The organism is Alteromonas sp. MB-3u-76 (assembly GCF_002831605.1).
Taxonomy (GTDB): domain Bacteria; phylum Pseudomonadota; class Gammaproteobacteria; order Enterobacterales; family Alteromonadaceae; genus Alteromonas; species Alteromonas hispanica.
In genome coordinates this window covers 1,290,423-1,316,802 of sequence record NZ_CP025115.1, presented here as the reverse complement: position 1 = coordinate 1,316,802, position 26,380 = coordinate 1,290,423, and the positions used below count along the sequence as shown (strand labels likewise).

At 43.4% G+C, this 26,380-nt stretch carries 21 protein-coding genes; 19 read left to right on the top strand and 2 right to left on the bottom strand.

Going from position 1 to position 26,380, the window contains the following annotated elements:
• The 6 genes from CW735_RS05930 (at position 1) to CW735_RS05905 (ending at position 7,127) form a co-directional block, all read left to right on the top strand.
• A complete protein-coding gene (locus CW735_RS05930; protein ID WP_071979520.1) occupies positions 1-963 on the top strand; it encodes a DUF58 domain-containing protein in 963 nt (320 codons plus the stop codon).
• Complete coding sequence (locus CW735_RS05925) at positions 963-1,637, top strand: DUF4381 domain-containing protein (RefSeq protein WP_071979521.1); 675 nt, start codon at positions 963-965, stop codon at positions 1,635-1,637. The genes CW735_RS05930 and CW735_RS05925 overlap by 1 nt, the downstream gene beginning before the upstream one ends.
• Positions 1,637-2,692 carry a vWA domain-containing protein gene (locus CW735_RS05920; protein WP_071979522.1) on the top strand — a complete coding sequence of 352 codons (1,056 nt, stop codon included), beginning with the start codon at positions 1,637-1,639 and terminating at the stop codon, positions 2,690-2,692. The genes CW735_RS05925 and CW735_RS05920 overlap by 1 nt, the downstream gene beginning before the upstream one ends.
• The gene (locus CW735_RS05915; RefSeq protein ID WP_332310097.1) at positions 2,689-4,734 is read left to right on the top strand and encodes a vWA domain-containing protein; all 2,046 of its coding nucleotides are present in this window, start codon (positions 2,689-2,691) and stop codon (positions 4,732-4,734) included. Before CW735_RS05920 ends, CW735_RS05915 begins: the two co-directional genes overlap by 4 nt.
• Positions 4,735-6,558, top strand: a complete 1,824-nt coding sequence (locus CW735_RS05910; protein ID WP_071979523.1) for a BatD family protein — start codon at positions 4,735-4,737, stop codon at positions 6,556-6,558.
• 101 nt (positions 6,559-6,659) lie between these two features.
• Entirely contained in the window at positions 6,660-7,127 is a 468-nt protein-coding gene (locus CW735_RS05905; RefSeq protein ID WP_157812652.1) for a DUF885 family protein, read from the top strand.
• A 21-nt stretch (positions 7,128-7,148) separates the two neighbouring features.
• Here CW735_RS05905 and CW735_RS05900 read toward each other — a convergent pair whose 3' ends face one another.
• A complete protein-coding gene (locus CW735_RS05900; protein WP_100970740.1) occupies positions 7,149-7,910 on the bottom strand; it encodes an IS5 family transposase in 762 nt (253 codons plus the stop codon).
• 4 nt (positions 7,911-7,914) lie between these two features.
• Between CW735_RS05900 and CW735_RS05895 the strand changes: the two genes are divergently transcribed.
• The 11 genes from CW735_RS05895 (at position 7,915) to CW735_RS05845 (ending at position 21,432) form a co-directional block, all read left to right on the top strand.
• Positions 7,915-9,399 (top strand): DUF885 domain-containing protein, encoded by a 1,485-nt coding sequence (locus tag CW735_RS05895; RefSeq protein ID WP_232368371.1) that lies wholly within the window; start codon positions 7,915-7,917, stop codon positions 9,397-9,399.
• A 115-nt stretch (positions 9,400-9,514) separates the two neighbouring features.
• On the top strand, positions 9,515-10,072 hold the full coding sequence (locus tag CW735_RS05890; RefSeq protein WP_071979525.1) for a sigma-70 family RNA polymerase sigma factor: 558 nt from the start codon (positions 9,515-9,517) through the stop codon (positions 10,070-10,072).
• Positions 10,065-10,769, top strand: a complete 705-nt coding sequence (locus tag CW735_RS05885) for a DUF3379 family protein (protein WP_071979526.1) — start codon at positions 10,065-10,067, stop codon at positions 10,767-10,769. Before CW735_RS05890 ends, CW735_RS05885 begins: the two co-directional genes overlap by 8 nt.
• Positions 10,770-11,004: 235 nt before the next feature.
• On the top strand, positions 11,005-12,963 hold the full coding sequence (locus tag CW735_RS05880) for a GGDEF domain-containing protein (RefSeq protein WP_083595241.1): 1,959 nt from the start codon (positions 11,005-11,007) through the stop codon (positions 12,961-12,963).
• 271 nt (positions 12,964-13,234) lie between these two features.
• The gene (gene putP, locus CW735_RS05875) at positions 13,235-14,740 is read left to right on the top strand and encodes a sodium/proline symporter PutP (RefSeq protein WP_071979527.1); all 1,506 of its coding nucleotides are present in this window, start codon (positions 13,235-13,237) and stop codon (positions 14,738-14,740) included.
• Between the two features lie 239 nt (positions 14,741-14,979).
• Positions 14,980-15,894: a sulfate adenylyltransferase subunit CysD gene (gene cysD / locus CW735_RS05870; protein ID WP_071979528.1), complete on the top strand. Its 915-nt coding sequence runs from the start codon at positions 14,980-14,982 to the stop codon at positions 15,892-15,894.
• Complete coding sequence (cysC, locus tag CW735_RS05865; RefSeq protein WP_071979529.1) at positions 15,894-16,490, top strand: adenylyl-sulfate kinase; 597 nt, start codon at positions 15,894-15,896, stop codon at positions 16,488-16,490. Before cysD ends, cysC begins: the two co-directional genes overlap by 1 nt.
• Complete coding sequence (cysQ, locus tag CW735_RS05860) at positions 16,490-17,281, top strand: 3'(2'),5'-bisphosphate nucleotidase CysQ (protein WP_071979530.1); 792 nt, start codon at positions 16,490-16,492, stop codon at positions 17,279-17,281. The genes cysC and cysQ overlap by 1 nt, the downstream gene beginning before the upstream one ends.
• Position 17,282: 1 nt before the next feature.
• A complete protein-coding gene (cysN, locus tag CW735_RS05855; protein ID WP_071979531.1) occupies positions 17,283-18,698 on the top strand; it encodes a sulfate adenylyltransferase subunit CysN in 1,416 nt (471 codons plus the stop codon).
• Positions 18,699-18,714: 16 nt separating this feature from the next.
• Positions 18,715-20,439, top strand: a complete 1,725-nt coding sequence (locus tag CW735_RS05850) for an SLC13 family permease (RefSeq protein ID WP_071979532.1) — start codon at positions 18,715-18,717, stop codon at positions 20,437-20,439.
• A 288-nt stretch (positions 20,440-20,727) separates the two neighbouring features.
• Positions 20,728-21,432, top strand: coding sequence for a YIP1 family protein (locus tag CW735_RS05845; RefSeq protein WP_071979533.1), 705 nt, complete (start codon positions 20,728-20,730; stop codon positions 21,430-21,432).
• Positions 21,433-21,467: 35 nt separating this feature from the next.
• Here the strand turns inward: CW735_RS05845 and CW735_RS05840 are convergent, their stop codons facing one another.
• Positions 21,468-22,361 carry a DUF3025 domain-containing protein gene (locus tag CW735_RS05840; RefSeq protein WP_071979534.1) on the bottom strand — a complete coding sequence of 298 codons (894 nt, stop codon included), beginning with the start codon at positions 22,359-22,361 and terminating at the stop codon, positions 21,468-21,470.
• A gap of 140 nt (positions 22,362-22,501) precedes the next feature.
• Here CW735_RS05840 and CW735_RS05835 point away from each other — a divergent pair, with 140 nt between their 5' ends.
• Together CW735_RS05835 and asnB are read left to right on the top strand one after the other, a co-directional pair.
• Positions 22,502-24,175, top strand: a complete 1,674-nt coding sequence (locus tag CW735_RS05835; RefSeq protein WP_071979535.1) for a M28 family metallopeptidase — start codon at positions 22,502-22,504, stop codon at positions 24,173-24,175.
• 485 nt (positions 24,176-24,660) lie between these two features.
• Positions 24,661-26,331 (top strand): asparagine synthase B, encoded by a 1,671-nt coding sequence (asnB, locus tag CW735_RS05830; RefSeq protein WP_071979536.1) that lies wholly within the window; start codon positions 24,661-24,663, stop codon positions 26,329-26,331.
• The last annotated feature ends 49 nt before the right edge of the window (positions 26,332-26,380 follow it).

Genomic DNA, 26,380 nt, shown 5'->3' with positions numbered 1-26,380 from the left:
ATGACAGATATTCACTCACAACTTGAAAAGTTGAAAAGCAATGGCGTAGTGCTCACTACGGCGGAGTTATTGCGCTATCAGCAGTTGTCCAAGTTAGTCAATTTGACGCCTAAAAGAACGCCTCAAGCTCGCTTAGCGGGTAGTTACCTTACTAAGCACAAAGGTAGAGGAATGGAATTCGACGAGGCCCGTCATTATCAGGCTGGCGATGATATTCGAGCTATTGATTGGCGCGTTACTGCAAGAACGGGTAAAACCCATACCAAAATATATCGAGAAGAAAGAGAGCGCCCAGTATTTATATTCTGTGACTATCTACCCTCTATGAGTTTCGGTACTCAGCTGCTTACAAAAGCGGTGCAGGCTGCTCATATCTCCTCTTTAATAAGTTGGTCAGCTGCTGCCCGGGGTGACAAAGTAGGAGCATTGGTTTTCAACCAAAATGAACATAAAGAAGTTAAACCGCTTAGCAGGAAAAAAGCGGTGCTGCACGTTTGCCACGAACTGGTAGCGTTAAACAAAAATGCCACAGAAGAAGAACCCAATAGTGCTCGAGATCAACAGTCATTCGCAGATGCCTGTGCTAGAGCACGCAGATTGGCGAAACCCGGGAGCTTGGTTTATCTGGTCTCTGACTTTCAAAATTTAAGTACTGCGGCAGAGCAGCATCTTAGCCACCTTACACGCCACTGTGAAGTGAGATCGATTATTGTAGATGATCCCTTTGAGCACTCCCTACCAGAGACGGGGTCATTGCAGAGCGTTAGTGTTTCAGATGGAGAAGTGAAACAGCGTTGGGTACTTGGTGATAGTAAGGAGACGCAGAGTTATCGTCGGTGGCGTGAGGAACAAAATTCGGTAATAAGCCAAACGCTGAAAAAAATGAATATTTTGCGCTATCACGTATCAAGTGCTTTCCCGCTAGACGAGCAGCTTCAAAGTATGCAAAGAGAGCGAGTATAATGTTGTCATCTTCACAGGCTAATTCGACACAGGATAATTCGACATTAACTGGTACGTCGGCTCAAGAGTTGCCACCGCAGCCAGTACCTAGCATTGAGCCGCCAGCACTTCCTGAACTATCGTCGGTGACGGGTTCGCAGCCGAACGCGATTTCCCAGCAGCCCGCTGCAATTCAACAGGACCCGCTTGCGCAACTAAGAGATATACACACGCCAACCGATGTACACCTGTGGCCGTTAGACTGGGGGTGGTGGGCGTTACTTTTTATTATTACGGGCGTGTTGGTGACGCTATTCGTTGTTATAAAACGACATATCGCTTTTAACCAAGCACGTAAAATAGCTTTAAAAAACGTAGACTTAGTTTCAAACCAGGCGCCCGATTGGGCTATGCAGCTAAACGCACTGCTTAAACGAGCTGCGCTTACATACTTTGAGCATGAGGCCGTAGCCGGTTTGCACGGAACTCAGTGGCATGCATTTTTGTTGGCAAACTGTCCGCGAAAGCAGCAAGAAATTGAGGAGGGCCTGAGTATTCTAAACGCCAATCTCTACTCCAATAAGGAAAACTCTGGCGATTTCACGACCTGCCAAAAAGCGGTAAAGATATGGATTAAACACGCTGCGTTTAACAAAGATAAACAGGCAAAAACGTTTATAGAGGCATCGGAATAATGCTTGATTTTAATTGGTGGTGGGCATTTTTAGCGCTGCCTTTGCCATTGGTAGTGAGATTTCTATTTCCCAAATCTCCCGAGGCTGCAAGCGCCGCGTTACGCGTTCCAAAACTTCGTCCGCAACAGCACAGTGATGAAATTATCGCGAATAAAAGTAAAACAGCATTAGTTGCTGCCACTATTATTTGGCTGGCATTAGTCACCGCTGCCGCACAGCCACAGTGGTTGGGCGAACCGGTTAGCATTCCTAACGAAGGTCGAGAAATGATGCTTGCAGTTGATCTTTCAGGCAGTATGAAAATTGATGATATGCAGCTCAATGGCCGTCAAGTTAACCGCCTCACTATGACGAAGTCGGTAGTTTATGACTTTATTCAACGGCGAGTAGGCGACAGGCTGGGGCTGATATTATTTGCCGACACCGCCTATGTGCAAGCCCCATTAACGTACGACCGTGAAACTGTTTCGACATTGCTTAGTGAGGCAGTAATTGGTCTTGTTGGTGAACAAACCGCCATTGGTGATGCCATTGGGTTGGCGGTAAAACGATTCGACGCTAGAGATGAATCCAACAACGTATTAATTCTTCTTACCGACGGCCAAAACACTGCAGGCAATATTACGCCTGAGCAAGCTAAAGAGTTGGCCATAAGTAAAAATGTTAAAATTTATACTATCGGTGTTGGCGCCGACAAAATGCTCATCCAAAGTTTCTTTGGCAGTAGACAAATAAATCCATCGCAAGAGCTAGATGAAACCATGCTTTCAGATATTGCGAGCTCTACTGGGGGGCAATATTTTCGTGCACGCAATGCTGAAGAGCTCAACGCCATCTACCAGCAGCTGGATGATTTAGAGCCCATACAAGGCGAGACTCGCAAAATGCGTCCGCTTACGGCCTTATTCTATTACCCCCTAGCATTTGCCTTGATAGGTTCAATGCTTTGGATTGTCATTGTTTTCATCAGCACAACTCTTAAACGTATGACTAACAAATCTGTGGAGTCAGCGCATGAATCCTCTCACATGAAACGGGCAGGGAGACGAGCGTGATAAACGGCGATTTGACAACTAATTTTTTCAATAATTTTCACTTTATTCGGCCTGACTGGTTCTTTGCAGCCATCCCCTTACTTGTGCTGTTTATATGGTTGAAAAGACGCTCTACCAAGCATTCAGGATGGCAATCTGTCATACCTCCTCACCTGTATAGCCATATGGTGGTAGGGAAAATAAAGAAAGCTAAGCGACCTCCAATGTGGTTGCTGCCTTTTGTTTGGATATTAACTGTTGTTGCCCTTGCGGGCCCTACCTGGGAGCGGTTACCTCAGCCTGTATACCAGCTTAAAATGGGTCACGTTGTGGTAATTGATATGTCTATGTCAATGCGAGCAACGGACATGACACCAGACCGATTAACACGAGCGAAATATAAAGCAATTGACTTAATAAATACCATTTCTGAGGGTGAGATGGGTTTAGTTGCCTATTCTGGTGATGCGTTTGTCATAAGCCCACTTACAGAAGATGCCGGTAACATAACTACCCTACTTCCCAGCTTATCGCCTGAAATAATGCCTGTACCTGGAAGCGATCCGCTACTAGGTATACAAGCAGCAAACGACCTTTTAACCAACGCAGGCTTCAAAAACGGCGTTATATATTGGATTACCGACGGCATCGAGTTCGGCCAGCAGAAAGAACTTCAAGAATATGTGAGTTCCATGCCATTTACGCTAAATGCGCTTACTGTTGGGACATCTGAGGGAGCACCGATACGACAGTTAAACGGCGAATTACTCAAAGACACATCTGGAAGTATTGTTATACCCAAGCTAAACGAAGGTGCGGTAAGAAGCGTAACTAGAGCAAACGGCGGGCAGAGTAAAAACTTCACATCTAATGACGATGACATCGACGCTTTAACATCGATTTCCTTGCTCGATAGAGATGGAAATAGCGGTAATGACGATGATGAAAATAGCGAAAGTGGCGCGCAAGGTGACCAGTGGAGAGAGGTTGGCCCCTACATCGCTATTCTACTGTTGCCTTTTGCAGCCTATGCTTTTCGTAGAGGCCTGATTTTTGTCATTATTTTTTCTCTGTACGTTTCTATGCCGATAACAGCCCCGAAAGCTCATGCACAGGCAAACAGCAAATTGCAACAGGAGCAACAAACAATAACAGAATTACCGAGCAACGACTCAACGATACCCTGGTGGCAATCACCTTTTCTCAATTCTGATCAAGAGGGGTTGAGCGATTATAAGCAGGAAAAATTTACAAGTGCTGCAGATAAATTTGAGAGCAATAGTTGGAAAGCCTCAGCTTTGTATAAGGCGGGACGTTACGAAGAAGCACTAACCGAGTATGAAAAAGTATCAGGCGCGGACAGCCTGTATAACCAAGGCAATGCCCTTGCAAAACTTGGTAAGTTAGAGGCCTCAATTAAAAAGTACGAAGAAGCGCTACAACAAGAGCCTAAGCATGATGATGCAATGGCGAATAAAGCCTTGGTAGAAGAGCTTTTGAATCAACAGCAAAACCAAAACAACCAGCAGTCGCAACAAAATCAGTCTGGTGATGAGTCCAACCAAAGCGAAAATCAGCAACAAGATAATCAGTCTCAAAGTTCTGACGGTCAGCAGAACCAAGAAAATAGTAACGAATCACAAAACGGTGACGAGCAAGACAGTGAGTCACAAAATTCTGAACAACAGAGCTCTGAACAACAAAACAGTGATAATCAAAGTGAGGGGCGGCAGAACGATCAGCCTCAATCACCAGAGCAAGGAGAGCAGTCATCTCAGCCACCCCAAAGCGATCAGCAAAATGATCAGAGCGAGAAAGGTGATACCGAACAGGCTGAAGGCTCAAATAGTCGAGAAAACGAGTCTGAGCAGTCAGAAGAGGCCCGTGCTATGCAGGCGCAGCAAGAGGAATTGACTGACGCAGAAAAAGAAGAAATGCAGCGTATGGAAAACCTTATGCGAAGAGTGCCCGATGACCCAGCATTTTTGTTGAAAAGAAAAATGCAGCTAGAAGCCCAAAAACGCAAAAGAGAACGCATGCCATCAAACCGGAGAGATTGGTAGATGAAAGTTTTATCTAAATCTACATTGTTAACGATATTGTTTACCGCCTTATCTATTCTGCCTGCTCACGCTGATATCAACTCAGTAGAAGCAACGATAGACAAAAATCCTGTCATGCTTGATGAAGCCATTAGACTGACAGTTACTGCTGATGGAAGTGCTGACAGAGATGCCTTTGATAGCTCACCATTACTAAAAGACTTTGTGGTAGGACGCACTTCGGTAAGCAGTCAAACTTCTATAGTTAACTTCGATGCAAAGCGCTCCACAACATGGACAACGACACTTTTCCCAAGAAAAGAAGGCACATTTACTATTCCGTCTTTACGGGTTGAAAACAAAAGTACTTATCCCATTGAGGTTACCGTTATTCCCGTTCAGGAACAAAGCAACGTAGCCAGAGATTACTTTGTCACGACGGATATTGATTTAACAGAGGCGTTCCTAAATCAACAGCTTCTTTACACAGTTAAGCTGCATCTCTCGAGCAATATCGAACGCGGCAGTTTGCAAGCCCCCGAAATGGAAAACGCCGAAATTCGACAATTAGGAGATGACAAACAATATACCGATATTATAAACGGGAGAAGATATCAGATTATTGAGAGGCAGTTTGCTGTGGTACCTCAAGCGTCTGGAGAATTCACGCTGCGCGGCCCAGTATTTACCGGTGAAGTCATGGCGTCGAACACCAATCAGCGCTTCGGTTTTTTCAACCGCACTCAACAAATCAATCGCGTAGGACCTGATATTGTTGTCAATATTAAACCTATTCCACGTGACATCGATTACCCTTGGCTACCTTCAGAAATGGTAAGGCTTGACGAAGAGTGGCCACAAGGCGATAGTTTCGTAGTCGGCGAGCCAATTACCCGCATTGTCACTCTGACAGCCCTGGGAGTAGTTGAAGAACAATTGCCGGAAATTCCCGAATTTTATCCGCCAACGTTTAAACTGTATCCAGACCAATCAAACACCACTACGGTAGAAAAAAACCAGAGTTTGATCGCCCAGCGACAAACCTCTCTGGCCATTATTCCTACCGAGCCAGGAAAAATGGTTTTACCTGAAATTACTATTCCTTGGTTTAACACGCTGACTGAAAAAACCGAATATGCCACCATTCCATCTCAATCTATAACCGTCGTTGCCGCCTCTGGTGAAGGTAAAAACGCCGCCTCAACGAGCGAAAATCAAAGTTCCGCGAGCTCAACAGCACCAAGTTCTTCACTCGAGGCAGACTCTACACAAGAACCTACGCAAGGCAGACCGGAAAACTCAACTCAGCAAACACCTGCTAAATCGCAACAAGATACTTCCGACACGCCGTGGTCTAATAACACAGTTTGGTTGGTCATTTCCGTTTTGGCATTAGGTTGGCTAGTTACCTTTGTGGTGCTAATGCTCTATATTAGAAGATATCGCACAATCGATTACAAAAACGCTGGGAACAGTCAAAACACTCGACTGACGAATAAAAATTCAGACAGCGGAGAGAATCAGGCGTACAAAGTATTGATGCAAACGGTGAAGTCTAAAAACGTTTCACAAGTAGATACTGCCCTACAGCTTTGGTTGCGCTCTTTAAATGGCAACACAAAAGTGCGCCCTATGCAGGATGACCTTCCTGAGACTCACGCTATAAAAGAGCCTTTGGATAAATTACATAAGTCGCGGTTTTCAAAGACGAGTGAGGCAACAGACTCTGCAAGCGTCGACACTATTATGGCAGAGCTTGCTAGCGCCATAGATGTCGCCCGAAGTTCATACCTTAAACGTCAGAAAGGTAAAGAAGCCGAGCTATCTAATTTATACCCTACGTAGCAGAGTGAAACGCACTGCGGTTAGCTCTACCTATGAAGAACTAAAAATAATAAAAGTTGCGGCATAAACATATGTGCAGCGAACCAAAACTGGGAGATAACATGAAAAAATCACTATTTTCACTTACACCGATTGCCATTGCACTATTATCAATAACAGCGTGCTCTCCGGCTAATGAAACATCACAAACACAACCTACTGCGGTTAAAAGTGAAAAAGACTCGGCGCAAACAGAATCCCAACGCCTTGCAGCGTTTTTTGAGCGTTCATTTGAAGAAGATTTGAAACGTTCACCCCTATTTCAAAGTTACCTAGGAAAAAAATGGGATTACGACAAGTGGGATGATATTAGCGAAGCTGAGGTAGATGAACAAATAGCTATTGCTAAAGAAAGACTTAGCACGCTGGAGTCCTTTGACACTCAAAAGCTTAACGAGCAAGAAAACCTCAGCCTTCGTCTTTACAAACTTGGCATTGAAAGAGACTTAGCCAACGATGAATTTCGCCACCATCGTTATATAGTGCACCAGTTCAGAGCTGCTCATACACAAGTACCTAGGGTCTGTTGATCTTTGCTGTACATATTTCACTCAGCAGTACATGGGTAGCCACATCATTGAAAATGCCAGTGATACCATGCTGGCATAATTCCTTGCTAATTTTTCATACCTCGTTGATATTGAACGATAATGCTTTATTCGAGCAAAGGCGTTTTCAACAAGGTGACGATATTTATAGAGACACCAATCAACGCTGTCTTTATCTATATCCTGACCATAGTTTCGTTTGGGTATGACTGAAGCACCACCTTTAGCTTCAATATATTTCCTCAAAGTATCACTATCGTACCCTTTGTCGCCGACGAAAATGTTAACTTCTCTTAAGTGATCAACTAGACTTTGAGCGCGAGCGATATCATTTCTCTGGCCTTCTGACAGTTCAAAATATATGGGGAGCCCGCCACTATCCACGGCTAGATGAATTTTTGTTGAGTTACCACCTCGGCTCTTTCCAATGCATTCATTATCAGTAGTAGCAGCTCCGGTACTATGCTGATGAGCTTTAATAATTGAACCGTCAGCAAAGACCCAATCGTAATCAGCTAGTTTAGCTAACTCATTGAATAACATATTCAATAAACCTTTCTTTGACCATAAATTGAATCGGCGATAAACGGCGCTCCATCTGCCAAATTCTGCCGGTAAATCACGCCAAGGAATACCGGTTCTCAGCCGGAATAATATCCCTTCAAACGTCATTCTATGTTCTGGTTTGTTGTAAATGCGGCCAGTGCTCTTCATTACTTGAAGTAGCTTTTGCCACCGCTTATCAGTTAGCATTAGTCTTGGCATTGTAGTGAGTTGTTCTTTTACTTTTGGCGAAGCAAATTATAACTCTTTACCATGCTGTTCAAAAACTAATCACGAAAGATCAACACGCCTTAGCTTCCTTATCAATATTCACAGCGTAAAAAGCAAGGAAGATGCGGCAGCTTATGTAAGTCGACTTAACAATGTGAGTACCTACTTCGACCAGGTCATCGACCAGATGAAGCTAAGAGAAAAAGCCGGCGTATTCCCACCTAAATGGGCTTACGACCAAATGATCGATGCATCTCGAAACGTGATCAAGGGTATTCCATTTGACACATCCGAAACAGCTTCGACACTTTGGGAAGATTTCCAAGGCAAAGTGAGCGCTCTATCATTAACTGATGAAGAAAAGGCGGGACTCCTCGAAGATGCCAAAAAGGCGTTAACTAGCTCGGTTGAGCCCGCCTATAAGCGCTTGATAAAAGAATTAGCACACCAAAAAACACTGTCTCCAGAGGGCGATGGGGTTTGGCGACTGCCCGATGGAGAACAGTGGTATCAAAACCGTTTAAATTGGTTTACTACTACCGAGCTAACTGCTTCAGAGGTTCACCAAATTGGCTTGAATAATGTTGAGCGGATCCACAACGCTATGCGCGACATTATGGAAGAAGTTGAATTTGAGGGCACACTTCAAGAATTCTTTGTTTTTATGCGTGAAGATGATCAGTTCTATCTTCCGTCAACGCCCCAAGGAAGACAGCAATATCTTGATGATGCCAAACAAGCAATCGACGATATGAGAGAAGAAATCCCTGATTATTTCGGCATTCTTCCTGAAGCCCCCATGATTGTAAAACGGGTGGAGGCATTTAGAGAGCAATCTGCGGGGAAAGCCTTTTATCAAAGCCCGGCACAAGATGGAAGCAGACCCGGCATTTATTACGCTAACCTATATGACATGAAGGCGATGCCAACGTACCAACTAGAAGCCTTGGCGTACCACGAGGGTATTCCAGGCCACCATATGCAGCGAACTATCGCTCAAGAACTCGATGGTATTCCACAGTTTCAGAAGTTCTTAAGCTTTACTGCGTATACAGAAGGCTGGGGGTTATATACCGAAGAACTTGCTAAAGACATGGGCTTTTACAAAGACCCCTACTCTGATTTTGGTAGATTAGCCATGGAGCTATGGCGTGCGTGTAGACTCGTTGTCGACACCGGTATTCATGCTAAAAAATGGTCTAGAGAAGAGGCGGTACAATACTTAGTTGAAAATACGCCAAACCCTGAGTACGACGCACAAAAAGCCATTGAACGATATATTGCTATGCCCGGGCAAGCTACTGCTTACATGATTGGAAAACTCAAAATAATGGAGTTACGTGAGAAAGCAATGAATGAGCTCGGGGACAATTTCGACTGGAAAGGCTTTCATGATGAAATTTTAAAAAATGGTCCAGTTCCGCTTTCTATATTAGAAGAGAACGTAGACGCTTGGGTTAAAAACCGAAGCGCCATGTGATGCTTTACTGTTAAAGTGATAATGTTAGAGAGCGCCTAGGCAGTTTCGCCGCGGCGCTTTTTTTTGCGGCGCAACACTTGGGTAATCTTTCAAAACACAAAATGGAAAATATTTTATGTTTGCTCGAAATAAAATCGATAACACACAGGTCTTATCGAGTATGAAAGCAAAGCATCAAAGATATGAAGCCCTAGTGAAGGCATTTCACGCCGATATTTTCCGTTACGCTTACTGGCTAGTGAAAGACAGAAGTGTAGCTGAAGATATTGTTCAAGAAACATTCCTTAGGGCGTGGCGTTCCCTCGACGCTCTCAATGACGAGAAAGCAGCAAAAGCTTGGTTGATCACGATTTTGCGCCGTGAAAATGCTCGACGATTTGAGCGCAAACAGTTGGATGTTATTGATATCGATGATGTGTTTATCCACGACGAGACTCAGCAAGCAGATGGCGATATCAACCAACGAGAACTCCACCGGCTACTCGGGGGGTTAAGTATTGAATATCGAGAACCTCTTATTTTGCAGCTATTGTTCGGTTTTAGCGGTGAAGAAATTGCCGCACAGCTAAATCTCAATAAAAACACGGTTATGACACGTTTATTTCGAGCCCGAAATCAGCTGAAAGAGGCCGTCGAAAAACAAGATGAAAACAGAGGTCGAATAAATGGATGATTTAGAGTTTAGACGCAGAATTTATGCGGATCCAGAAACGACTGACAGCGACCTTATTGCCGCAGCAAATGCCGATGAAAAAAAGCGTAGCTTTTGGCATGAGCAAAAACAAATGGACAAAAAGCTTAAGCAGGCGTTAAAAGTTGAAGTACCTGATGATTTAGCGAGCAAGCTTATTTGGCAGCAGTCTGCTGATGAATTCAATCGCTATAAGAAAAGAAGCCGTCGGTATATGGCTGTCGCAGCTTCAGTGGCTTTTACTATTGGTATAAGTATCACTATGTGGAACCAGGACTCGGTCGACCTTTCAGGGCAAGCGCTCGCCCATATGCAGTATGCAGAGGTAGAAGAAGCACACTCTCTTTTGCCTGTTGACCTGAATATGGTAAATGCAAAATTAGCAAGCTTCGGCGCCAGTTTTAGCGACATGATTGAGGGTATTGAGGTAGCTAACTACTGTCACTTAAATACGGTGAGAAGCCTGCATTTGATTATTGATACCCCGCAGGGAAAAATGTCGGTATTCGTTGTACCTAAAGACGAGCATATGGAGCTTCCTAGTTATTTTGAAGACAATCGCTTTCATGGAGAAAGCATAAAAATGAGGCAGGCAAACGTGATTGTTGTCGGCGATAAGCGTGCTGATCTTACAGAGATGAAAGAGGCGGTGGCAAAAAGAATGCAGTTTACCGCCTGATTAAGCTGAATATCTAAAGCTGAATTGATGTAAGTGCTTCCCCCAATTTTTTCGCCGATTACAGACTTTACAATATTACTGATAATTTAACATGCAAACCGCCCTCACACCTTATATACTCTGTGCTCGTTTGCGTCTCATGACCTACTAATGATTTTCTAAAAATAGCCATTGTAGGGTATTGCGGCGATTGAAAAGCATCACGATAAAAAAGATAGAGTAAGCAGGTCGCAAAGTGAGTATCAGTAGTGTAAGTATATTAGTAAAAGCCTCTTTGCTTTTACTAATATATATCCCCTCTTTAGTTTTTGCCTCATCGCTTCAAAATGGCGATGCGGAAAAAATTAACCGCTACGCTAATCTCACTCATGCCGTGCTTTATGAATGGAACTATCCTTCTGAGCTCTCAAACGAAGACATTCTCCAACAACTCAAACAAAGCAAAATCCAATCTGATGAATCGGATATAAGCGTTGTTTTTCGGCATGTGATAGCCCTATCTAACGCTCAACACGTTGATGCGCCAAAAGTCCCCGTTGTTATAAAAGAAGTTCTCTTAGATAGACATTGGCAAGCTTTAAAGAGAGCCGATATTAAAACTTACGCTTTTTTGAAGGCGTACCATATCTATATTAAAGGTTTCAATGATTTTAAAGGCTCAGTGAAGCGTCTTAGCTCTACTGTTCCTGCACTTTACAGCTTAAAGAACGACCTTCTACGCTCAGGTAACAAAGTAGCAATCATAACGGTTAGTATGTGGATTGCGTCGGAGTTGATTGATACAGCACCTATACAAGCGATAAATGAAATAGAGTTTGCGTTGCCTCATTTACCCAGTGAACCATCAGGTAACAAACTCGTAATGGAAATTAACCTGGTTGATGCGCACAATGATTTAGCGGATTTATACCTAAACTTGAATGTACCGAGCAAATCAGCCGAGCATGCCAAAAAGTTCATAACTTTGAAAAGACAGTATCACTCTTTAGAAACAACGGACTTTTTATTTGCAATTAGTACTCTAAACCGACTTGGCAAGTTCGACGAAGCTCTAGAATTAATTGAAGAAGCGAGAGATAGCGCCCCCGTTGACGACCACTTTGAAAGTGTGTTTTTAGATATGTTTGAAATGAGTATTTATGGCTCTCGACTAAGAGAGGGAGACAAGGCAAAACTGACTGAACTTAGCACTCGAGTCTTGAACTCTTCGGTTTTGTTTCCAAACGAGTCTGCTGACATAAAGCCTACTGCCAACGCAATATATAACGCAGTGAATGGAAACGATGAGGAATTTAATTATTCGATTCTTCAGCTTGAGGAAGCATTTGAAAAGAAATACTCTTCCACGCCTCTAAAAAATAAAGCCGTGTTGAATAGGTACCTCATACTGAAACATATTTATAACATTCGAGGTGATATCGAAAATGCATTTTCATACCAAGAAAAGTATCAGCTGGCTTTGTTGAATTCTCATGGGGAGAAATTCCAATCTGCTAGCGGCATCAAGCTAGATTTGCTTTCAAAAGATATTGAACTTGCTGAATATCGCCAAAAAGAATTGCTCTCATTACAGCAAGAAAAAGTGGGATTAACAGGAGACAAAGCGAACTTACGCACTGCAGTATTTGCACTTATCGCAGTTATCTGCCTTATGATCACTTCATGGTTATGGCTAGCCAAAAAACAAAGTGACAAGCAAGCCAATACCGACTCTCTTACAGGCGCTCTTACCAGACGAGCAATGCTACGACAATTAAAAGCACTGCTTAAAAGACACCCATCTTCCTGTCTTGCATTGCTCGACATAGATCACTTTAAACGCATCAATGACAAATATGGTCATGCTGTAGGTGATGAAGTATTAAGTACATTTAGCGATATTATTCGCCAAAGAATTCGAAAGAGTGACTTAGTGTGCCGGTATGGCGGCGAAGAATTTCTTATTTACTTTGAACATTCCACAGAACAAGAAGTGACAGCAATTCTTGACGAGTTAAACAACTCCTTCTCAAGTAAAACAAATTGGTCTACTACCAATAAAGCACTCACCGTGTCATTTTCTAGTGGCGTTGTTGCACTAAACGGAACAACAAACTCTGAATCTGTTATTAAATTGTGCGACGACCTGTTATACAAAGCAAAAAATCGCGGGCGCTCAAGAGTTGAATCGACAACATTGGCGCACAGTTATTAACCCCTAATACTACCTATTACCCTCTATTAATATCCTTATAAACACCCGAATTCGCTGGCTTCAAAAACTTTTTCCCCTCGAGCCCCTCGAACACAGGGGTTATGCTGGTGCTAGCGAAAGTCTTATGCTAGTAAACCCACAGTTGGATAAATATTATCAAAATTAGCATAATCTTTTAAAAACCGTTCAAAAACCAACCAGTGAGCACATACTTACATGGAGACTCCAAATTATTGGTGATAGCATGGAATAAAAATTAAAGGGAACATATATGGCTACTGGCACGATTATTTCGTTGGGTTTGTATTTTGTTGTAATGTTGGGGATAGGTCTTTTTGCTTACCGGCAAACAGACACCAACGTTGAAGGTTATATGTTAGGTGGCCGCCAGTTAGGCCCGGCCGTTACCGCTTTATCCGCAGGCGCGTCTGATATGAGTGGTTGGATGTTAATGGGTCTTCCGGGAGCAATGTACGTCTCGGGCTTATCTGCAGGCTGGATTGCCGTAGGTTTAACGCTAGGCGCACTAGCCAATTATTTACTTGTCGCCCCACGACTGCGTATCTATACAGAAGTTGCCAGCAACTCCATCACCATCCCGGATTATTTCGAAAATCGTTTTGCAGATAACTCACGCATTCTTCGAGTTATCGCTTCTGTCGTTATTGTCGTTTTCTTCACTCTTTATACATCGTCTGGTGTAGTTGCCGGCGGCAAATTATTTGAAACCTCGTTCGGGTTGAGTTACGAAACTGGCTTGTATGTCACTGCAGGCGTTGTTGTTGCCTATACATTGGTCGGCGGGTTCATGGCAGTTAGCATGACCGACTTTGTACAAGGCTGTATCATGTTTGTTTCGCTAATCATGGTACCAGCGGTGGTTATCAGTGAATTGGGCGGTATTAGCGCATCTATCGATGCACTTGATAACATAAACCCTGCTTTGTTCGACGCATTCATGGATGCATCTTCGAATGAAGCCATAACCTTTATTGGTATAGTGTCGCTGATGTCCTGGGGACTGGGTTATTTTGGTCAGCCACACATTATTGTGCGCTTTATGGCGATACGCTCGGTGCAGGATATTCCGAAAGCCCGTAACATTGGTATGAGTTGGATGATCGTATCTATTATTGGTGCACTAATGACTGGCTTATTTGGGCTAGCCTACGTCACCGGAAATGGTAATTCCATCGACCCCGAAACCGTTTTCATCTACCTTTCACAAATTTTATTCCACCCTCTTATTGGTGGCTTCTTATTAGCCGCAATTTTAGCGGCGATTATGAGTACAATTTCATCGCAACTGTTAGTAACGTCTAGTTCACTTACCAGTGATTTTTATCAAGCATTTTTACGTAAAGACGCCTCTGACAAAGAGTTAGTTATTGCCGGTCGACTAAGCGTAATTGCAGTTGCGCTAGTCTCAATATTTTTAGCGTACGACAGAGACAGCACCATATTGACCCTAGTCAGCAATGCTTGGGCAGGGTTCGGCGCCGCATTCGGTCCATTGGTTCTATTTAGCTTATTTAAGCGTGAAATGACTCGAAGAGCAGCTTTAGGCGGAATGGTTGTAGGTGCGGTAACTGTATTACTGTGGATATATCTACCGGTAACTATCAACGGCCAAGCGCTCGGAGACTGGATGTATGAAATAGTACCTGGGTTTATTCTTTCCAGCCTAGCTATTATTATCCTCAGTAAAACAGGCAAGCCGCGCGAGGGTGTCACTGAAACCTTCGATGCATTTCAAAAGCAATTTAACGCGCGTTAATAAGAAATTCATTGTTTTGTAAAGCCTCAAATTGTTTCGCAATTTGAGGCTTTTTACGTTCTAGTCGCCAAAACAAGCGCTTATATCTAAATTATATAGGTTTTTATTTTTTGAGAATAAGAAAGCTATTTTAAATAGCAAAATGGCATACTACTTTTGAAAATAAATATGTTATCTTTCTATGCAGAAAAACAACCCGCATATAACTTTTTTTTATATAACATAAATCGGACTTCAAAATGACTGCAAGTATCCCGTCTATCACGCATTTGAAACAACTCGAAGCCGAGAGTATCCAAATTTTCCGAGAAGTTGCTGCTGAGTTTGACAACCCAGTAATGCTTTACTCGGTAGGAAAAGACTCTTCGGTTCTTCTTCATCTAGCACGTAAAGCGTTTGCACCAGGTAAAATTCCTTTCCCTCTACTTCACGTAGACACCACGTGGAAATTTGGCGAAATGATAAAATTCCGCGATGAGCAGGCGAAAAAGCACGGCTTTGATCTGCTTGTTCACATCAATGAAGAAGGTGTTGAGGCTGGCGTTGGTCCATTTAGCCACGGCTCAGCAAAACACACTGATATCATGAAAACCCAGTCTCTTAAACAAGCACTGAATAAGTATCAATTTGATGCTGCATTCGGTGGCGCCCGTCGTGATGAAGAAAAATCTCGCGCCAAAGAGCGCGTTTATTCATTCCGTGACAGCAACCATCGCTGGGATCCAAAGAATCAACGCCCAGAGTTGTGGAACATTTATAATTCACAGGTAAACAAAGGCGAAAGTATTCGTGTATTTCCAATGTCTAACTGGACTGAGCTAGATATCTGGCAATATATCTACCTTGAAAACATCGATATTCCACAGCTGTATCTGTCAAAGCCTCGCCCAGTAGTAGAGCGTGACGGCGTTTTGATAATGGTAGATGATGACCGCATGCCGTTAGAAGAAGGCGAAGTGCCAGAAATGCGCTCTGTTCGCTTCCGTACTCTAGGTTGCTATCCATTGACCGGTGCTGTTGAGTCAACAGCGGCAACACTTCCCGAAGTTATTCAAGAGATGTTGCTTACCAAGACGTCTGAGCGTCAAGGCCGCGTTATCGACCATGACAGCGCAGGCTCTATGGAGAAGAAGAAAATGGAAGGGTACTTCTAATGGCCACAGACAACGTTGTTTGGCACAAACACGAAGTCAACAAGACCACCCGCTCTGAGAAGTTAGGTCAAACACCTCGCGTGTTTTGGCTTACCGGGTTAAGTGGTTCTGGTAAATCTACGTTAGCCAACTTGCTTGAGAAAAAACTTCACGAGCAAAATAAACATACGTACCTGTTAGATGGCGACAACGTACGTCACGGTTTATGTGGCGACTTAGGATTTAGCGACAAAGATCGGGTTGAAAACATTCGCCGCATTAGCGAAGTCGCCAAACTTTTTGTTGACTCTGGAACCTTGGTACTGACTGCGTTTATCTCTCCTTTTAAAGCTGACCGCGATTATTGCCGCAGCTTAATGGAAGAAGGCGAGTTTGTGGAAGTGTTTGTTGATACACCACTTGAGGTGTGTGAAAAGCGCGACCCCAAAGGCTTGTACAAAAAGGCCCGCAGTGGCGAAATCAAGGACTTTACAGGTATCGATTCAGCCTATGAAGCACCTGAATCACCGGAAGTACACTTAACCTATCAGGATGAACCGGCAGAGCAGACCGCTGAGCGTTTATATGCTTTGCTACAAGAAAAGGGATTGGTGTAATGACACAGCCTTTAAATAATCTCGCACAAAAAGTGCTAACTATTGCCAAAGAAGCTGGCGATAAAATTATGGCGATTTACGAAAAAGATTTCGCTATTTATGAGAAGCAAGATACCAGCCCACTAACCGAAGCTGACCTTGCCGCCCATAACGTTATTGTAAAGGCCCTTGAAGCGGAATCTGACCTGCCTATTCTTTCTGAAGAGTCAGCTGATATTTCGTGGGATGAACGTAAAACATGGTCGTCATACTGGCTGGTTGATCCGCTAGACGGCACCAAAGAGTTTATTAAGAAAAACGGTGAATTTACGGTAAACATTGCACTTATCGAAAACGGTAAACCGACAATGGGTATTGTTTACGCTCCAGCGTTAAACAAAAGCTATGTGGGTACTGTTGGTGAAGGTGCTTGGACCGAAATCGACGGTGTGTTCACGCCTATCACGGCGAAGAAACACAGCGGTAACGACGTGTGGAAAATAGTTGGAAGTCGTTCTCATCAAAGCCCTGAAATTCAGAATTTACTAGCACAACTTGAAGGTGAAACTGAACTGGTAGCTATGGGAAGTTCTTTAAAACTCTGTTTAGTGGCGGAAGGTGAAGCCCACCTTTACCCTCGTTTGGGCCCAACATCTGAATGGGATACAGGCGCTGCACATGCAGTTGCACTGGCTGCTGGGGCAAGTGTAACTGTTCTAGACCCAGAAAATCCACTAGATGACAACGCCGACGCTCTTACCTATAACCAAAAAGAGTCTGTATTAAACCCCTTTTTCCTTGTGAGCGCATAACATGAACAACGAAAACGAATTATTAAGACAGGACGTTCTGTCTTACCTTGAGCAACACGAAAAGAAAGACATGCTACGTTTCCTTACCTGCGGTAGCGTAGACGATGGTAAGAGTACCCTTATTGGTCGCTTACTTCACGATTCAAAAATGATTTACGAAGACCAGCTTGCCGCTATTACAAAAGACAGCAAAAAAGTAGGTACTACGGGAGAGAAAGTTGACCTTGCCCTTCTTGTAGACGGTCTTCAGTCTGAGCGTGAACAAGGTATTACCATTGATGTAGCTTACCGCTACTTCTCTACCGACAAGCGTAAATTTATTATCGCTGATACTCCAGGGCATGAGCAGTACACCCGCAATATGGTAACAGGCGCATCTACTTGCGACCTTGCTATTATTCTTGTTGATGCCCGTGGCGGCGTTAAGGTGCAAACTAAGCGTCATTCATTCCTAGTTTCACTTCTAGGTATTAAGCATGTTATTGTTGCGATCAACAAAATGGACTTAATGGACTATTCGCAAGATGTTTACGAGCAGATTCAAGCTGACTATCTTAAGTTTGCTGAGCAACTTGATATTCCTGATATTCAATTTGTTCCACTGTCTGCGCTCGAAGGCGATAATGTTGTAAGTATTAGCGAAAACACACCCTGGTTTAACGGCACGCCATTAATGGAAATGCTGGAGAACATCGAGATTGGCGAAGACGACAACCATCACGACTTCAGATTTCCAGTACAGTATGTTAACCGTCCTAACTTAGATTTCCGCGGATTCGCAGGCACAGTGGTTTCTGGTCAAGTAGCGCCAGGAGACGAAATTACTGCACTTCCTTCTGGCAAAACATCAAAAGTTAAGCAAGTAGTGACTTTTGAAGGTGACCAAGAGCGCGCTTATGTACCTCAGGCGGTAACGCTTACTCTAGAAGATGAAATCGATATTTCTCGTGGCGACATGATTGTAAAGTCAGATAATTTGCCTTTGCTTTCTACGCAGTTCAAAACTCATCTTGTGTGGATGTCTGAAGAGCCATTGATGCCAAACAAGCAATACTTGTTTAAGTTTGCAACGAAATCAACACCTGGTGTTGTCGCTCATATCGATAATCAAATAGACGTTAACACATTGGAAAAAGCCGATGCTATGCACCTAAATCTCAATGAGATTGGAGTGGTTGATGTGAAATTCACTCAGCCTATTGCATGCGACCCTTATAAACGCAATCGTCCAACGGGTTCATTTATCGTTATCGATCGCCTTACCAACGGTACGGTAGGTGCGGGTATGGTAATTGATGCCATTTCTGGTGATGCACAGCATGCTTCTGCAAACTTTTCTGAGTTTGAATTAGAATTCAACGAGCTTGTGCGTAAGCACTTCCCTCATTGGAACGCTGTGGATATTTCTAAGCTATAAGCAGGACTGGACATATATGGATGTTACCCAGTTCATCGTACTGGCAATTTTTGCCAGTACGATTTTTGCGCTGATTTTTACCAATCAGCGCCCTGCCACTGTATTTTCTGGTGCAGTGTTGGGTTTACTGGTTACGCAGCAATTATCGCTAGATGACATTCTACTAAACTTGACGAACAAGGGCTTAATCACCCTTGTTTTGTTGCTTTTAGTCAGTAGTGCCATTGATAAAACTGCTCTTATCAAACGCCTTGGCAGAAAGTTAGTGACTGCTGACTTTACACGTTCATACTGGCGATTGTTCTCGCTGACATTTATCTCATCAGCGCTTCTCAACAACACTGCTATTGTGGCAAGCCTCATAGGCCCCATTAAGCAAAACCAACATCATCCAGCGTCAAGATTACTTATCCCCTTGTCCTATGCCGCTATTTTAGGTGGTACGGTGACATTAATTGGAACGTCTACAAACCTTATAGTCGATAGTTTTTTGCAAGAGCATGGACATCCTGGCTTCAACTTCTTTGACTTTACCCTATACGGTACTGTTGCTGGGTTGAGCTGCGGTTTATTGATGTTTCTGTTACTGCCACTACTACCGAATATCGGCAATAAGGACAGTAGCTACTTTGCCTATATGGTAGAAGCTGAGGTTGAAGCCGGCTCAGAGCTTATTGGCAAAACTGTTGAACAAAATCATTTGAGAAACCTTCCCGAGCTTTTCTTAGTAGAGATTGTCAGAGATAAGAATTTGATATCCCCTGTTGGCCCTGAGGTTGTTATTCTAGAAAGCGATAAGCTGATGTTTTCGGGTAACGTACAAAAGCTAGACAATTTAAGCCATATAAAAGGCTTAAGTATGTTTGCCGAAACCGATGGCGTTTTGCGGGAAAGCCTAACCGAGGTAGTGGTATCAAATCGTGCACAAATAATTGGGCAAACAATAAAGCAGTTGGGTTTTAGGGCGTTGTTTGATGCCGCTGTTGTTGCCATACGCAGAGACGGGGAACAACTCTCAGGTAAACTTGGGGAAATAAAATTAAAGTCTGGTGATTTTTTGCTTCTCGCAACAGGCCCTGACTTTGCGACTAGACAAAACCTGAGCAAGAACTTCTTCGTACTTTCAGAGCAAAAAATCGCTCGCCCGCTCACCAACAAGCAAGAATGGATCACGTTAGGTGGCTTTTTAACTACCGTTGCACTTGCTGCATCTGACATTATTAATTTAGCCATCGGTTTGCTATTTTTGGCTGCTGTTTTGGTCATCATGAAAGTAACGTCTAATGGTGAAATGAAACGAAACCTTCCCCTCAATTTAATTGTGGTGATTGTGGGCGCGTTGAGTTTAGCTACTGCACTTGAAACTTCAGGGGTAATCGCTGTTACAACTCAAGCGTTAATGCCCATACTGTCTGGCACTGACTGGTTTATTGCATTAATAGCTATATACCTGATTACACTGTTGCTTACTGAATTTGTGACTAATAATGCCGCTGCTGCCTTGATGTTTCCTTTTGCGTATGGCTTAGTGGAGATTATTGGTGCTCCGCTCATGCCCTTTGCTTTAGCCGTTGCCTTTGCTGCAAGTGCTAGCTTTATATCACCTTTTGGGTATCAAACTAATTTACTGGTATACAATGCCGCGAACTACCGGTTTTCCCATTTCATAAAAATAGGTCTACCTATATCGATTGTGTACAGCGCCATTGTGCTTTGCCTTCTTAATGCGACTTATTTTTAGCCCGTGGACGTCAGCTTCGAACATCAGGCTAGGTAAATGAGACAAAGAACGGTGATTAAGTTTTAAGTGAATAAGGAAGCAGTTGCTTCCTTATTTATTCTTATACTCTATATGGTATTAAACTTACCGTGTAAATTTGCTCAACAATTACTTACAAATTAGTATGTTGAAAAATTTGCATTGCGCTGTACTTTGGCGAGCCAACTCCGTACTCTACTAAAAAAAGCCGCTCTTATTCGAATGGCCAAATAACCAAATAAAAACAAAACTATTTTCATGGAGAAAGAAATGCACTCGGTTTCAAACCCATTCCAGGCTTGCAACGATATATTTTTTAAACCTAATGGCGTGTTCAAGGCAGTTGGAGAAAGGAACAACTGGAGTTGGATGCCATTTTTTATGGTGATGGGCATCACATTAGTACTGCAGTACCTGTACGTTAATTTTGTTGATATTGAATGGTTTGCGAATTTGAATATTGCTGCACAGGGCGATATGAGCCCAGCTGAAGAAGATCAAATGCGCGCCTTTTTCACCCGAAGCAGCTTAATGTGGTCTCAGCTTATTGGTGCGTTCTTTGTTCTCATTATCATTAACGCAATCTATGCCGTTTATCTAAACCTAGCCACCCGGGCAGATGACAGTCATGTTTTCGGTTTCACAGACTGGTACGGCTTCTCATGGTGGGTGTCTATGCCGTACGTGATAACAGGTTTATTAGGTCTTGCCATACTGCTCTTTGCCAACGACCATCAGATATCGCCAGCTGCATTAGCACCAACGTCGTTGAGCTATATTCTCAGTGTCCCCATGGATTCTGAGTGGTTTGCATTTTGTCAGGCAATTCGATTAGAGCTGTTTTGGGGTATCTACCTTGCTATGGTCGGTATATCGCAATGGACATCATTTTCTAAGCAAAAAGCTGCAATAATCGCGACGGCGCCTTACCTTATTATTTATTCAATTTGGCTTGTTGCTTTACTCGCATTCTAATTGATATCGCACGTTTTTACTGCTTTGGAACCTTTTTATATTGGCTTCCAAAGCGGTAACTGAGTCGGCATTTTCGCTCCCTCTCTAACCGGCCTAAAATACTCCTTGTTATTATAAAAATCGAGCGTCTGATCGTGGTGCCATCCCGGCACTCCTAATAAGGGAACGGGTTTTAGAATAGGAGCCTGCTGAAAATTATCTAACTGCACTATTCGCTCCACTAAAGCATTATCTATCACACTCCTTTGTTGCCAAGGATCTAATTTGCTAAAACCACTAGGAACAGCGACGGCAAGCCATTTGCCCGTTAAACCAATAAATGGGCTAAGCATCATTTCTAAATTCGCATGTCCGAAGATAAACGGTGTTACGCATTTTCCCCATTTATCTCGCTGCTGAATAAATACTTCATGCCATTCATGCATCGCGAGGCTAGCAAGAAACTGGTTTAGCTCTGCTTTGCTTACGTTTTCTGTTTTACTAAAACTGTCTCCAGCTTCAATAGCTAAGACAACACCGCATTCGTCGAAATGGGTTATTCGACTTCGTCTCGCCGTGCGAGGGTTCGCCCCGAAGTTTGCGATATCCTTAATATGGAGTGCATTAAGCAGTGATTTTGCTTTCGGAAACTGAACCCAAATGAGCGCATTAAATAAATCGTGCCAGTTGTCTTCTCGTGTGGGAACCACATTGTCTTCGCCAATAATGGTTTCATAGTATCGACTTTCAGTAGCTGGAAATGTGCTTTGTCCCTTGAACGTTGGGCCTTGCCATTTTGGTTGAAAACGTTGCACTACCCTGTTGAGCTGCTGCGCACTGGGAAAAGCATTTTCATTTAGCAAGTTTACTTCTGACAAAAGGGCGGTAACACAAGGAGAGGCAGAATCATGAAGATGGCTTTTATCGAAAGGAATATGTGCTGATTGCATAACACCTATTGGTTCAGATTATGGAATTCTCTATACTGATGACTACGGCGTGTCGTTTTTTACCATGTGTTTCTGATATTTTTGCAAAAATCGACACTCCCTATTGTAGAGCAAACAAAAACAATTAATAGAGATTAATAATGAAAAAAATGTTCTTGCCCTTGCTTGTTCCTGCGCTTTTTAGCGTAAGTGCATGTACACCATCTAACGATACAGAACCTCCACAAAACCAAGTGAAAAGCGCCTTGCCAGCAGAGGCGTCAACAAATTTTGATGACGTGTATAACAGCATTTCAGACACAGATATTAGAGAGCCGTTGAAGATCCTTTCATCAGACGAATTTGAGGGTCGTTTACCAACCACTGAGGGTGAAAGGAAGACAATTGATTATCTGGTAAGCCAATTTAAAGAAGCCGGTTTAGAGCCGGGAAATGGCGATAGCTACCTGCAAAAAGTAGCGTTGATGGAAATTACTGCTGACCCCGACATGACAATGTCAATTGGAGACAATAGCTTCACCTATAAAGAAGACATGGTGGCATCATCCAAACGCGAGCAAGCGTCAGTGAGTCTAGAAGACTCCGAGCTTGTATTCGTAGGCTATGGTGTCAATGCGCCTGAATATGATTGGAACGACTACGAAGGGTTAGATGTTACAGGGAAAACCGTGGTGATACTCATCAACGATCCTGGCTTTGAAAACCCTAAAAGCGGTAAATTTCAGGGTACAACAATGACTTATTATGGTCGTTGGAGCTATAAATATGAAGAGGCCAGTCGCCAGGGTGCTGCAGCCGCTATTATTGTGCACGAATCAGCTCCGGCTTCTTACGGTTGGTCGGTAGTGGCAAACAGTTGGAGTGGTCCTCAATACGGTCTTGTAACACCCGACAAAGGCGCGAGCAGAGTTGCAGTTGAAGGCTGGCTGACATTAGATGCAGCTAAAAAAGTGTTCAGTGATGCCGGATTAGATTTTACTAGCGAGAAGGCCAAGGCGATGAAAGGCCCCTATCACAAAGCCATGGATATCAAAGCCTCAGTTACCGTTAACAACACGTTCAAAAAGTCTGAGAGTAATAATGTTATTGCAACTTTACCCGGGTCTGCATTTGCAGATGATCACATCATCTATACAGCTCACTGGGATCATCTTGGTAAAGATGCTAGCAAAGAAGGCGATCAAATTTATAACGGTGCTCATGATAATGCTACCGGCACTGCCGCAATGATAGCGATGGCAAAGGCCTACTCTTCTCTAAGCCCTAGACCAAAACGCTCAGTATCATTTTTGGTCGTGACGGCAGAAGAGCAAGGTCTGTTAGGCAGCAAGTACTATGCGGCTAACCCGGTCATTCCACTTGAGAGAACCGTCGCCAATATTAATATGGATGCCATGAATGTATTGGGTAAAACTAAAAACGTTGCCGTGGTTGGAATGGGAAAATCTGAGCTTGAAACCTATCTTAAAAAGGCTGCAGATAAGCAAGGAAGAGTGCTAACACAAGAGGATAAACCAGAGGCAGGCTACTACTATCGCTCTGATCACTTCAGTTTTGCGAAGCAAGGCGTACCAGCGCTTTATGCTGAAGGAGGCGACGAGCCTGCCGATGAGGAAACAGCTAAATATCGCAAGCGCATGAATGTTATCGTTACAGGCTGCTATCACCAAGTATGTGATGAGTATAGAGACAGCTGGGACTTAAGCGGCATAGTGCAAGATACACAGATGTTATTCGACGTTGGTGTGAATGTAGCGAATGCGCCTATGTGGCCTAAATGGAACGAAGGCAGTGAGTTTCAGCGCCAGTATTAAAAACAAAGCTAAACCGAAAGCTTAAAGATAAGAAAAGCGTGAAGCCCCGTCCCAGCGGGGCTTCTTAATTTACTCTGCACGTTTTTTTGCACTGCATTCGCAATGTGCATCGCTGTACCAACTTCACTATCGATAAAAAATTCAATAGAAACTTGTTAATCGCAACTTGTTAATCGTAAACAGTGCAGAGGTTAGAACGCTAGTTTCTGGGAGCTAAAAGGAAAGGTCGCAGCTAGCTAAGGTATATCACTGACGATTTTTCAGGCAATTTAGAATACTTTTGCATTTTTGTCGTTAACAGGCTTCAAAAGAACTAATAAATTCCATTTTATCATCACAATGTACTTGCAATTTCCTGTCAGACTGGCACATTCAAGACACGCGAACCATACAAATCAAAAATAATAATCTTTCGCTGCTTATAGACAAGCGCCCGACAGAAATAACCCATTTTTTTCAATAAGTGAACAGAGAGAACTCGTTTTATGTGTGGTATTTTCGGTATCCTTGATATCAAAACCGATGTGTCTGAACTCAGAACCCAAGCCCTCGATTTATCTAAACTTTTGCGCCACCGTGGCCCTGACTGGTCGGGTATCTGGAATAATGACAATACCATTCTTTGTCATGAACGATTGGCTATTGTCGATGTAGATACAGGCGCTCAACCGCTTATCAGTCAGAACGACAAGCACATCCTTGCTGTTAACGGTGAAATATATAATCACAAGCAGTTAGCTGCTGATTTGGATGAGCCTTATCCATTTAAAACTCGCTCTGACTGCGAAGTTATACTTCCCCTATATCAACAAAAAGGCGTGGAGTTTATTGACGAACTAGAAGGAATGTTTGCTTTTATTCTTTATGACGAAGAAAAAGATGCATACCTAATCGCACGTGATCACATTGGTATTATCCCCCTTTACACAGGTTACGACGAGCACGGCAACTTCTATGTTTCTTCTGAAATGAAGGCGCTAGCCAGTGTGTGTAAAACCATAAGTGAATTTCCTCCAGGCCACTACATGTGGAGTAAGGAAGGCAAACTAACTAAATATTACAAGCGCGACTGGATGGACTATGAGAATGTAAAAGACAACAGCTCTGACCTAGAAGAGCTTCGAGTTGCATTTGAAAAGGCCGTGAAATCTCACATGATGTCAGACGTTCCTTACGCAGTACTTCTGTCAGGTGGTCTAGATTCCTCATTGGTGTCTGCAGTCGCAGCACAATATGTTGCCAAGCGTGTAGAAGATGAAGACAAAACAGACGCATGGTGGCCTAGACTCCACAGCTTCGCTGTCGGTTTAGAAGGTGCGCCTGACTTGAAAGCCGCCAAGAAAGTGGCTGATATGATTGGCACTGTGCACCACGAAATACATTTCACCATTCAAGAAGGTTTAGACGCGATCCGTGACGTTATTTTCCATCTTGAAACTTATGACACGACAACCATTCGTGCCGCCACACCTATGTATCTAATGACCCGAAAAATTAAGGCTATGGGTATTAAAATGGTGTTGTCGGGTGAAGGAGCTGACGAAATTTTTGGCGGCTACCTATATTTCCACAAAGCGCCAAATGCTAAAGAATTCCACGAAGAAACTGTTCGTAAGCTAGACCGTCTTCATATGTTCGACTGCGCCCGCGCTAACAAAGCGACTTCCGCCTGGGGTGTAGAAGCCCGCGTGCCTTTCCTTGATAAAAACTTCATTGATGTGGCCATGCGCTTGAACCCACAAGACAAGATGTGTCTTGATGGGAAAATGGAAAAATGGATCCTTCGTAAATCGTTCGATAACGGTGACACGCTTCCCGCAGAGGTTTTGTGGCGTCAAAAAGAGCAGTTTGGTGATGGCGTAGGCTATTCTTGGATAGACTCTATTAGAGATTTTGTAGACAACGAAGTGACTGATCAACAGCTTGCCACTGCCGAGTTCCGCTTCCCGCACAATACCCCTGATACGAAAGAAGGTTACTACTACCGCACTATTTTTGAGGGCTACTTCCCACAAGAAAGCGCGGCACGCTGTGTTCCAGGAGGAAAATCTATCGCGTGTAGTACCGTAGAAGCTCTTGAGTGGGATGAAAGCTTTAAGAACAATGCAGACCCGTCGGGTCGCTCAATGAAAGGGGTTCACTCGGGTGAATCTTAATATCAGCAGAGTAATTTGTTAACTAAAAAACGCGACGTAAAGTCGCGTT